The following is a 12,045-nucleotide window of genomic DNA, read 5'->3' as shown; positions in this document are numbered from 1 at the left end:
GATTTTAATCTTTTATATTTTTATAGAGCCCTTTTTTTAAAAAGGGCTTTTTTTTAGTAAAAAAGTAATTCTATATTTGTTTCAAATTTTTTCTATGTTATACTTAAATGTTACAGATGAAACATCTGTATTAAAGGCTGTTGTACTAGGTACTGCAAAAAGTTGTGGCCCAACACCTATGCCGGAAGAAGCATATGACCCTAAATCTTTGGAGCATATTTTGGCAGGAACGTATCCTATAGAAAAGGATATGATTGTAGAGATGGATGGCTTTGCTAAAGTGTTAAAAAAACATAATGTTACCGTTTATAGGCCAGAGGTTATCAAGGATTGTAATCAAATATTTTCAAGAGATATCGCTTTTGTGATAGAGGATAAATTAATTTTAGCAAACATTCTACCCGATAGAGAAAAAGAGATTGATGCTATACTTCATGTCCTAGATAAAATACCGGAAAAGAATATTTTAAGACCACCAGAAGAAGTACATGTGGAAGGAGGTGATGTTATGCCCTGGAACGATTATATTTTTATAGGAACCTATACCGCTGATGATTATTCGGATCATATTACGGCGAGAACCAACAAAGCGGCAGTAGATTTTATGAGGGAGCAATTTCCAAATAAAAAGATAAAATCTTTTGAGTTACGTAAATCAAAAAATGCGAGAGAAAATGCGCTGCATTTAGATTGTTGTTTTCAGCCCGTAGGTAAGGGAAAAGCAATATTACATAAAAATGGTTTTTTAATAGAAGAAGAATATTTTTGGTTGGTAGACTATTTCGGAAAAGAGAATATTTTTGATATTACAGCAGAGGAGATGTATCAAATGTTTAGCAACGTTTTTTCTATTTCCCCAGAAGTAATAGTTTCGGAAAAAAGTTTTGTAAGATTAAATGACTGGTTAAAGGATCAGGGTTTTATTGTAGAAGAAATAACATACTCTGAAATAGCTAAACAAGAAGGATTATTGCGCTGTAGTACACTTCCTTTAATTAGAAAATAGTTTTTTTTGGAAAAATTAACAGTATTGTTTTGCATTACTAGACGAGTGGTCATATTTTTGTATTCGATTTAATAAAGATGAGTAAAACACTAAAGCATGATATAAAATCAAATGCCATATTAAATATCGGTATGGAGGTTATATGGAGTAAAGGGTATAACGCAACAAGTGTTAATGATATAGTAAAAGCGGCTGGAATCCCTAAGGGGTCTTTCTATTTTTATTTTGATAGTAAAGAGGATTTTGTTTTAAAATCCTTGGATAAGTATTTCGAAAGTCATTTTTACCCTGCAATAGAAGTTTTACAAGATAAAAATTTTTCACCTAGAGAACGTTTACTCAATTTTTATGAATTTAGGGCGAAGGCTTTAAAGGAAGAACTAAATTGTAAAAAGGGTTGTTTGTGTTGCAATATGGCAAATGAAATGGCAGAACACAACGAGGAAATAAGAAAATCTGTTGCCAGTAAAAGTAATCTTATAAAGTCGCATATTGTAAAAGTAATGGTTGAAGCCCAAGAAGAAGGAGAAATAAGTAAAACGGTTGATGTAGAAAAGTTAACAGGTTTTATTGAGGATTCGGGGAAAGGAGCAATGATTACTATGAAAGAGATGAATAGTGCCGAGCCTATTGAGAATATGCTTGATATTATTAGAACATTATTATTGCAATAATTTTTTTATGAACAAAATAGACGACTGGTCAACTATTTATTGTTTTTGATAAGTTGTCCTTTTTTTGGAAATGAAATCGTCATAAGAGTAAAACACTAAAATTTTAATAAATAATCTACTAGTCAACTAAATAATAAACAATGAATGCATTTAAAAAAATAGAAAGCGTTTCGAACAATTTTGTTCGAAAATGGGGAGAATTTGTAGCAGCTAAAAAATGGATGGTTTTAATTTTAACACTTATTCTTGCTTTGGGCTTAGGCTCTCAAGGGAATATGGTATTTGATGGAGATTATCATGTTTTTTTTAGCAAGTCAAACCCTGAACTGGAGGCTTTTGATGCCTTACAGGATAAATACACAAAAGATGATAATGTCGTACTAGTTTTATCACCAGAAAATGGCAATGTATTTACTAAAGAAAACCTAATTGCTATTGAGGAATTAACGGCTGAGTCGTGGAACACACCTTATTCTTCTCGTGTGGATGCCTTAACAAATTTTCAATATACAAGTGCAGAGGGAGACGATTTGTATGTAGATGATTTATCGTACGAGTCTGGCTCTAAATCAGTTTCTGAAATTGAAGAAATTAGGAAAAAGGCTTTAAACGAGCCGCTTTTGGTTAATAGGATATTAAACAAAAAAGGAAGCGTAACCGCTGTCAATATAACCGTAAGGTTACCAGGAGTAGATAGCGCAACTGAAATACCTGAGGTTACTACTTTTATCCGTAATATGATAAAAAATTTTAAAAAGAAAAACCCAAATTTTCAAGTACATTCATCAGGGTTGGTTCCTTTAAATACAGCATTCTTTGAGGCGTCAATGAGAGATATGATGCTTACCATGATAATGTTATTAATAGTTATTATTACAACATTTGTGCTTACCCGAAATATATATAGTACAATAGCAACTTTTATTGTTGTGGTCTTTTCTATTATGAGTGCCATAGGATTTGTGGGACTAATGGGCATTAAGTTAACACCTCCATCGGCAGTATTTCCAACAATGATACTAACCTTGGCAGTTGCCGATAGTATTCATATTCTGGTTACAATGTTGCAGAAAATGAGAAGTGGAGGACTCGATAAAATAGATGCTTTAAAAGAAGCATTACGTTTAAATTTTATGCCAGTTTTTATAACTAGTTTAACTACTGTAATAGGTTTTTTAACGATGAACTTTGGTGATGTTCCTCCGTTTTGGGATTTAGGTAATATTGTGGCATTTGGTATGTTAATGGCATTTTTATATTCAACAACAACCCTTCCCGCTTTAATGGCTATTTTTCCTGTCAAGGCTAAAGGGGTTGGTAAAAAGAAAGAAATAAAAAATTGGTATACTGAACTCGGTAATTTTGTAATAAAACAGCCCATGAGACTAACTATTGTCTCTTTGGTAATAATAGGATTTCTTGGTTTTTTGGCCACCAAAAATGAATTTAATGATGAGTTTATCAATTATTTTGATGAAACAGTCCCTTTTAGAACAGATACGGATTATATAAGTGAAAACCTTACAGGTATTTACAATGTAGAATATTCAGTTGGTAGTGGCGAAAGTGGAGGAATTAATAATCCAACATATTTAAAAACATTAAATGCTTTTGAGGATTGGTTAAATGAGCAGCCAGAAGTAGTACATGTTAATGCATTTAGCGAAGTAGCTCGTAGAGTAAACAGGTCTATGCATGGGGATGATACGAAATTTTATAAAGTTCCCGAAGATAGGGAGGAAGCTGCACAATATTTATTGCTTTATGAGTTGTCCTTACCATTTGGTTTAGACTTAAACAACCAAATTAATGTAGATAAATCTGAAACGCGTGTAACAGTTACTTTAAAAAACATTGATAGTCCGCAAATGATTGCTTTCGCAGAACGTGGGGAGCAATGGCTTAAAAATAATGCTCCTAAAGAAATGCATGCAATAGCTGTAAGCCCAATGCTTATGTTCTCGAAACTTGGCTTTAGACAGGCAGAGAGTATGTTAAATGGTAACATTATAGCATTGTTGTTAATATCCTTAGTGTTAATGTTGGCTTTACGTAGCTTTAAATTAGGGTTACTTAGTATAATACCTAATGTTGCGCCAGTTCTTATTGGTTTTGGAATTTGGGCTATTTATAAGGGGCAAATTAATACGGGAATGGTAATTGTTTTCGGTATGACTTTAGGTATTATAGTAGATGACACGGTTCACTTTATGAGTAAGTTTTTAAGAGCGCGTAGAGAACTAGGTTACGATGCGAAACAAGCCGTTATCTATGCTTTTGAAACTGTCGGAAAAGCTTTGGTAACAACAACATTAGTGCTTTTAGCAGGGTTTACGGTGCTATCTACTTCTTCTTTTGCCTTAAATAGTTATATGGCAAGAATAACCGTAATAATTATCCTTTCGGCCTTAATAATAGACTTTATTTTACTGCCTGCTTTATTGATATTGACAGCCAAAAAGGAAAACAAAATAACAAACTAATAATTATAAATTAATACAAATAAAATGAAAGCAAGACTTTTAACACTTTTAGCATTTTTAACACTATTTATAGTAAAAGCGCAATCTCCTGAGGAGAAAGGAATTCAAATAGCAAAAGAAGCTGAGAAAGCAGATTTAGGTTTTAATAGCTCTATTGCTGAGTTAAAAATGACCTTGAAAAATAAAAATGGACAAACAAGTGAACGTTCTTTAACGACACGAACTTTAGAATTAACAGAAGATGGTGATAAGTCCTTAATAGTATTTAATAGTCCAAAAGACGTTAAAGGAACTTCTACCTTGACTTTTACGCATAAAGTAGGTTCGGATGATCAATGGTTATATCTACCTTCAATAAAAAGAGTAAAAAGAATTTCTTCAAACAACAAATCGGGGCCTTTTGTTGGGAGCGAGTTTGCATATGAAGATTTATCTTCTCAAGAGGTTGAAAAATATACCTATAAATTTTTAAAAGAAAACAATAGTATTCTTACTGTAGAACAGGATCCTGTGGATCCTAAATCTGGTTATACTCGTAGAATAGTTTCTTATAATAAGAGTAAAGGGTATCGTATAGAAAAAATACAGTTTTATGACCGCAAAAATGCGCTGCTTAAAACACTAAGTTATAGTGACTATAAACAGTATAAGAATAAATTTTGGAGGGCCGGAGTTTTGAAAATGGTTAACCATCAAAGTAATAAAGAAACTATTTTAAGTTTTAGTGATTACAATTTTGATGCTGAGTTATCTGAGGATGATTTTTCTCAGGTAGCACTTCAAAGAGCAGGAAATTAAGTAGTGACAAGGCAGTTTAGGTGGAGACTATAACACCTGAATTGCCTTTAATTTATAAAATAGAATCCGTTGAAATATAATAATTTAATATTCGTAGTAATAACGTTTTTAAGTATTCCTATAAACGCTCAAAATGATGACCATAGGAAGGTTAATCATGATTTTGAATTAGAATTACAGGCTGAATACAGATACTTCTTTAACGAGGCTCAATTCTCAGGTCAAGAAAGTCATTTCCCCGCTTTAGCAATAAAACCAGAGTATTCTGTAGATTGGAACAAGGGAAGAGAACAAATTAACTTTTCTGGTTTTTTTAGACTGGATAAAGATGAGGAGCGTACTCATTGGGATATTCGGGAGTTATATTACCAAAAAGCAAAAAGTAGCTGGGAGCTTAATGTAGGTTTAAAAAAAGTGTATTGGGGAGTTATTGAGAGTAACCATCTGGTTGATATTATTAATCAAACGGATGTGGTAGAAACATTTGATGGTGAAGAAAAGTTAGGACAACCAATGGTGCAATTTAATTGGATAACTAATAAGTTAGGAACCTTTGATTTTTTTTACCTACCCTATCATCGTAAGCGTACTTTTTCAGGAATTGACGGTAGATTACGATTTGGAACCGTAATTGAAAAGAATGATATTAATTATGAAAGCGGTGCCGAAGAATGGCGTCAAGATTTTGCGGTAAGATGGAAACACTATTTTGGAATTTTTGATGTGGCCCTTTCTCATTTTTATGGAAATGGACGAGAGCCTCTTTTTCTTTTTGACAATCAAGGAAATACGAATGCATTTTATCCAATTATTAATCAAACAGGATTGGAAGTTCAGGTTACCCATGATGCTTTTCTTTGGAAACTAGAATCAATATATAGAGATGCAAAGACTCAGCATTTTTTAGCACTGGCGGCAGGTGTTGAATATACCTTTGGTAATATTGATGGCAATGGTTTAGATATCGGTATTTTAGGAGAGTATTTATATGATGATAGAGATGCCTTAGCACTTTCAGGTTTGCAAAACGATGTTTTTTTAGGAAGCCGAATAGCCTTTAATGATACACAAGATACTTCCATTTTAATTGGAGGAATTATTGATTTAGATAAGAGTAGTAAAATATTCAGTTTAGAAGCTTCTCGGCGAATAGGAAATAGTTGTAAAGTAGAAGTGGAAGCAAGAATTTTTAATTCAATTGACAAGGAAGAATTAATTCTATCCAACTTTAAAGAAGATAGTTTTTTTAGATTATCCCTGTCTAAGTTCTTCTAGGAGCTATAATACATTATAATAAAACACCTTTTAGTTATAAACGTAAATTAACTAAAAGGTGTTTTCTGTGTTAAATGTAAAATAATCTTCTTTAATTGTTTTAATTTTGCTGATTTATAGGGAAAATTGAATACAAGGATGAAACAAATTACAAATACGATACTTATGGTTCGCCCTATTAGTTTTAGGATGAACGAGCAAACCTCAGTAAATAATTATTTTCAAGAAAAAATTGATGCCGAGGCTGTGATTGTAAATAAGAATGCGCAAAAAGAATTTGATGATTTTGTAAAAGTTCTAAAAGAAAAAGGGGTAGAGGTAATTGTAATAGAAGATACTAAAATCCCAGACACCCCAGATTCTATTTTTCCAAACAATTGGATTTCCTTTCATGCCGATGGTACTGTAGGTTTATATCCTATGTTTGCCGAAAATAGGCGAAATGAACGTCGTGAAGATATTTTAGATGCTTTAGAAAAAAAAGGATTTATTATTGAGAATGTAATGGATTATACTTCCGCCGAGGAAGATAATATATTCCTAGAAGGTACAGGTAGTTTACTCTTAGATCGTGTAAACAAAAAAGCGTATTGCGCTTTGTCCGATAGGGCGCATGAAGAGTTGATTATTGAATTCTGCGAGGATTTTGATTACTTACCAGTTATTTTTAGTTCTTATCAGTCTGTTAGAGATAAGCGTATGTTAATTTACCATACAAATGTAATGATGTGTCTGGCAGAAGATTTTTCTGTTATTTGTTTAGCTTCTATTGATGATAAAAAAGAAAGAAAAAATGTAATTCATCATTTAAAAGAAAATGGAAAAGAAGTAATTTCTATTACCGAAGAACAAATGCATCATTTTGCAGGTAATATGCTTCAGGTTTTAGGAGGAGAGGGTAAAAGGTATTTAGTAATGAGTTCTGCTGCTTATAATAGCTTAAACAAAGAACAGATAAACAGTATAGAGAAGTACTGCGAGATATTACATAGTTCCTTAGAGACTATCGAAACATGTGGAGGGGGAAGTGCTCGCTGTATGATGGCTGAAGTGTTTTTACCTCAAGAATAGGAGTAATAAAGTAAAAGAACATAATAACAAAAGGGTTCTTGGTACACTAGGGACCCTTTTGTTATTCATAGAATTCTGCTATTTGATCTAAAGGTTTTCTTTCTATATTAGGAACGTATGTTGGGGATTTAGGATACCCTACTGGTAATAATAAAAAAGCTCTTTCATTACTAGGTCGGTTTAGAAGTTTAGCTAAAAAATTCATTGGACTTGGTGTGTGTGTCAGTGTTACTAAACCTGCATTGTGAATTGCTGTAATTAGCATACCGCTTGCAATCCCTACAGATTCGTTTACATAATAGTTGTTCATTTTTTCTCCACTTTCTCCAATTTCATGAACTTTTTTAAAAACAATAATTAACCAGGGAGCAATTTCTAAAAATGGTTTATGCATATCGGTACCTAAGGGTTCTAAGTCTTTTTTCCAACGATCACTCATTCTACTCTCGTAGCTTTCCTTTTCTTCTGCTTCGGCAGCTTCTTTAATTTTTGCCTTTAATTTGGGATTAGAGACAGCGCAAAAAGTCCAAGGTTGTTTATGCGCACCAGATGGAGCAGTGGAAGCAGTTTTAATTAAATTTTCTATGACTTCTTTTGGGACAGGAGTATCATCATATTCTCTAACAGACCTTCTCTGGTCTAAAAAATTATAAAAAGCAATACTTTCCTTTCTTAACTCTTCTTGGGTTAAAGCATTGGATTGGTATACTACATGCTCATGACCATTTACTATAATATGAGATTTTGTATTCATGACTTAATATTAATATGGAGTACAGATTTTTTTTCTGACGGTCTCGGAAAGATAAGAATAACTTAAAAAAAATGAGCTAATTTTTATTTCTAGTAATATAGTTATAGGTTATTATAGAATTAGTCTTCCATTCCTAGAACTTTCCACTCTTCATTAGTTTTATAAGTGTGCAATTTTTGTATGGAGGTAGTCCCATCCTTAAGATAACAAAACTCCGTAATAATATAATGTTCTTCTGTTATTTTGAATCTTTTAAATGCTCTTTTAATTCCTTTAAAATCTGGAAAACCATTTTCTTTTAGGCCTATAATAAAGGAAGATTTAAGGGCTTCTGCAGTACTGCTAATTAGAGCATTATCCAATGCAATGTTCATGGATTTATGAAGAAGCAATTCGGCCTCTTTAAAAAAATCTTTGCATGATAGAACGGCGGTAATATCTTTGTTGTTGTAGGCCTCTTCTAAGGAAAGAATAGCGCCTTCTGGTGTTTCTAAATTGGTTAAAAAATAATCTTCTCCCGCATCAATTTTCATACCACCTACACTCCGGTCAAAATTTTCCAGTTGGTCGGTCGCGAGTCCTTCTCTAATTGCTCTTATAGTATAACCACCAATGAGTCTCCCATCTTCAATAAACATCCAATCCGAAATATACTCTTTGGTTATTCCAATTTTTTGATGCAGCTGTACATTTTTAATATATATGGGGGCATTACCCACTACTCCAAAAATATTCCCTTCAGAATCTATACTAGGGTCTACTAGCCAAATGTGTTCTGTTTTTCCATTATCCTCGATACGGGCCTTTATAGATAAATGTTCTTGTTCTGGTTTGGGATGTTGTAAGCAATCTTGAAAAAAATGAAAAGTAAGCCTGGCTTTTTCCATGCTCCAATTCATTCTTTCATTTTCACTAGTCATATTATAAACGTCAGGATTATTTCTGCGCTTTATTACATTTTTTTTTCTATTAAATAATTTGGTAAAAATTCCCATGAATAATTAGTAGTATTTTATGTAGTTATACTGTAAAAGGGGGAATTCTTAATATTGGACTATTAAAGGGTTTTTATTTTAAATTTAGCTCCGGTAACTGAAAAATTTCTTTGGATTGTTTTCTATTTATAGACTCAGGAGTTAATGCCATAATTCTATTTCGTAATGCGATTAAAATAGGATTAGAGATATGAGCTAATTTTCCTAAACTCCAACTAGCTTTTACTACTTTATGCGCTTTGTTTATTCTTAATTTTTGAAACTTTAAAAAGGCATCAGAATAATTATAATTGGCTAGGCACTCGCTAAGCACATAAGCATCTTCTATAGCTTGGCAAGCTCCTTGTCCCATATTCGGAGTAGTCGCATGAGCAGCATCCCCTATTAAGCATGTATTCTGATTGTGCCATTTGCGCATTGGCTTTAAATCTTCTATTTCAGCAGTATAAATAGCTTCCTTGGGAGTGCATATAATAATGTCTTTGACTAGCGAGTTATAATTTTTAAAATATTCTTCTATTTTAAGCATAGAATACTCGTCATTATTTTTTGGAATTGTTTTAAGAGCATACCAATATACTTTGTTATTTGCTAGAGGAACAAAACCAAAACGGTCTGAATTTCCCCAAGCCTCATTTAACTCCCTTTTATAGGAGTTTGGGAGATTGTAATCTGTGACACCTCTCCAGCATATTTGATTGGCTTTTCGAATAAAATTATTTTTAAAAAGTTGTTTTCTAACCATAGAATTAAGGCCGTCTGCTCCAATAAGAATGGAAGAATGTTCTACAGAATCATTGTCAAAATATAAAGAATGACCATTCTCGTTTTTTTCTATTTTCTTAAGTTTATGATTTAGATATACTTTAGTTTCTTTTAATTGATCTATCAGTATTTGTTGTAAAATACCTCTATGTATTGCAATGTTTTTTACGTTGTTCGCTTTTTCAAAAACAGATAAATCCATCGAAGAAATTACTTCTAAATTATCTTTTACAATATTTATAGTTGATATAGGAGTTCCATGTGCTTCAATAGTATCTTTTAGCCCTAGCTTTTTATATACCTGCATGGCATTATTAGCTAAAATAATACCTGCCCCAACTGGTTTTATTATTTCCGTTTGTTCAAAAATTCGGCATTTTACGCCTTTTTTTTCTAAAGCAATGGCTGTAGTTAATCCTCCTATCCCTGCTCCGATAATATCTATGGTCATTACTATTAATTTTTTTTGTGCGGCATTCGTACTTCTCCAAACCAAAGATAAAGCACCCTCTAGAAAAGTAGGATAAATATTGCAAGAAAATGAATAGACGTTTTGTTAAATTTTAAAAATAGAGGGCTTTTCCATCAAATACCTACAGGTGGAGTCTTTTTTTAAGAAAAGCAAAAGCCATAAATATCATAAATAGAGCAAAGGGTAGTGATGTAATTATGAGTAGCTTTTGTACTGTGCTTAGAATGTCTATATTTTGTTTTACGTTAGCGAGTACTAATAAAGCCAAGGTTGCTAAAAGAATAAAAATAGACCAAAGCAGGCGATGTTTTTTGCTAGGGTTGGGTTTGCCATTGTCAGTGAACATGCTAAGTACAAATACTGCAGAATCTACAGAAGTAACCAAAAAACCAATTAAAAGAATTATGGTTGTTATGTTTAGTAGACTTGCCATCGGATAATTTTGCAAAAACACAAAAATGGAGGTAAATACATTATTGAATTCACCTTGGTAGGTTCCCCAATCTTGAAGTAAATTAAATGCCGAATGTCCAAACACAGAGAACCAAAAGAAGGTTCCTAAAGAAGGGATAGTTAATACCCCTAATAGCAATTGGCGCAGTGTTCTTCCTTTAGAAATACGGGCAATAAAAATTCCTGTAAAGGGAGCCCAGGCTATCCAAAATGCCCAGTAATAAAATGTCCAGTCCGTTAAAAAGTTTAATCCTGGGTTATAATTTCCCATAGCTATACTCATAGGAATAAAATCTGTTACATAGGCAAAGGTTGCGTTGGCAAAAGAATTTATTATGCCAAGTATATCACTCGCTATAAAAACAAATAAAAGTAGGCCTAAGGTTACTAAGATATTTCCTTTAGATAATAATTTAATGCCTTTGTTTAGCCCTTTCCAAGCGGATAAAAAAGCTAAAGAACAGATGATAAGTGTTAGTAAAAGGGTTGTCTTAAAACCAAAGTCTATTTCGAGTATATGTGTAAGGCCTCCGGAGATTTGTGTAGTACCAAGACCTATTGCAGCTATGAGGCCAAAAATAGTAGTAATAATTGTTAGTAGATCAATACTTCCTTTTGCTACTGGGTGCGGAATAGTGTCTTCTATAGTAGCACTTATTTTTACCTTTTTATGGTCTACAAATAAAGCAACCCCCATTACCATAGCAAATAAACCATAAAAGGCCCATGCAGTAAAGCCCCATTGGTAAAAAGTGAATTCTAGAGCTAAAATACTTGGAATTTTTTCACTTTTAAAAGGGGGATTTTGCAACATAAAAACGGGCTCTTGAACGGCACGTAATAAAATACCGGCTCCCATTCCTGCGCTGTATAACATAGCAATCCAGCTCCAAGTAGAATGTTCTGGTTTACTATTTTGTTTTCCGAGTGTTATATTACCAATAGGAGAAAAAGCAATTGCTAATAAGAATAAAACACAGCCCAAGCCTAGATATAAATAAAAGTATCCAAAATAACTGCGAACCCAGATAGAAGTGCTTTCAATAACTTGATAAGTACCAGTAGTTGCAAAAAAAGCAAATAAACATAAAATGATTAATATGCCAATTGCTATACTTAAAATAGGGCGTTTCTTAATTTCTTGAGTAAAACGTAAGCGCTGCATGTTTTTTTTGTGTAGATACATTAATTTATACTGCTATGACAAATAAAGATACCGTATTTTTTTAAGCTTAAAATTATTATATAACAAGATAACTCTCTCATAGTAAAAGTAGTAGTAAGAGCAATTTATAATTG

At 32.6% G+C, this 12,045-nt stretch carries 10 protein-coding genes; 6 read left to right on the top strand and 4 right to left on the bottom strand.

Features of this window, described 5'->3' with window-relative positions; genetic code table 11:
* Positions 1 to 94 precede the first annotated feature (94 nt).
* The 6 genes from Q0856_RS01480 (at position 95) to ctlX (ending at position 7,307) form a co-directional block, all read left to right on the top strand.
* Positions 95 to 1,006, top strand: a complete 912-nt coding sequence (locus Q0856_RS01480) for an arginine deiminase-related protein (protein WP_298501964.1) — start codon at positions 95 to 97, stop codon at positions 1,004 to 1,006.
* Positions 1,007 to 1,083: 77 nt separating this feature from the next.
* Positions 1,084 to 1,680, top strand: a complete 597-nt coding sequence (locus Q0856_RS01475; RefSeq protein WP_298473246.1) for a TetR/AcrR family transcriptional regulator — start codon at positions 1,084 to 1,086, stop codon at positions 1,678 to 1,680.
* A gap of 140 nt (positions 1,681 to 1,820) precedes the next feature.
* On the top strand, positions 1,821 to 4,163 hold the full coding sequence (locus tag Q0856_RS01470) for an MMPL family transporter (protein WP_298501961.1): 2,343 nt from the start codon (positions 1,821 to 1,823) through the stop codon (positions 4,161 to 4,163).
* Between the two features lie 24 nt (positions 4,164 to 4,187).
* Positions 4,188 to 4,961, top strand: a complete 774-nt coding sequence (locus Q0856_RS01465) for an outer membrane lipoprotein-sorting protein (RefSeq protein ID WP_298473240.1) — start codon at positions 4,188 to 4,190, stop codon at positions 4,959 to 4,961.
* 69 nt (positions 4,962 to 5,030) lie between these two features.
* Positions 5,031 to 6,236: a hypothetical protein gene (locus Q0856_RS01460; RefSeq protein ID WP_298501959.1), complete on the top strand. Its 1,206-nt coding sequence runs from the start codon at positions 5,031 to 5,033 to the stop codon at positions 6,234 to 6,236.
* A gap of 138 nt (positions 6,237 to 6,374) precedes the next feature.
* The gene (gene ctlX / locus Q0856_RS01455; protein ID WP_298501957.1) at positions 6,375 to 7,307 is read left to right on the top strand and encodes a citrulline utilization hydrolase CtlX; all 933 of its coding nucleotides are present in this window, start codon (positions 6,375 to 6,377) and stop codon (positions 7,305 to 7,307) included.
* A 61-nt stretch (positions 7,308 to 7,368) separates the two neighbouring features.
* Here ctlX and Q0856_RS01450 read toward each other — a convergent pair whose 3' ends face one another.
* The 4 genes from Q0856_RS01450 to Q0856_RS01435 form a co-directional block, all read right to left on the bottom strand.
* Complete coding sequence (locus Q0856_RS01450) at positions 7,369 to 8,061, bottom strand: nitroreductase family protein (protein WP_298501954.1); 693 nt, start codon at positions 8,059 to 8,061, stop codon at positions 7,369 to 7,371.
* A gap of 119 nt (positions 8,062 to 8,180) precedes the next feature.
* Positions 8,181 to 9,056 carry a DUF2314 domain-containing protein gene (locus Q0856_RS01445; protein WP_298473229.1) on the bottom strand — a complete coding sequence of 292 codons (876 nt, stop codon included), beginning with the start codon at positions 9,054 to 9,056 and terminating at the stop codon, positions 8,181 to 8,183.
* Between the two features lie 73 nt (positions 9,057 to 9,129).
* Positions 9,130 to 10,272 carry an FAD-dependent monooxygenase gene (locus Q0856_RS01440; RefSeq protein WP_298501952.1) on the bottom strand — a complete coding sequence of 381 codons (1,143 nt, stop codon included), beginning with the start codon at positions 10,270 to 10,272 and terminating at the stop codon, positions 9,130 to 9,132.
* A gap of 142 nt (positions 10,273 to 10,414) precedes the next feature.
* On the bottom strand, positions 10,415 to 11,932 hold the full coding sequence (locus tag Q0856_RS01435; RefSeq protein WP_298501949.1) for a BCCT family transporter: 1,518 nt from the start codon (positions 11,930 to 11,932) through the stop codon (positions 10,415 to 10,417).
* Positions 11,933 to 12,045 lie beyond the last annotated feature (113 nt).

The organism is uncultured Maribacter sp., from assembly GCF_947496775.1.
Classification (GTDB): Bacteria; Bacteroidota; Bacteroidia; order Flavobacteriales; family Flavobacteriaceae; genus Maribacter_B.
This window is presented reverse-complemented; position numbering and strand designations above follow the sequence as displayed.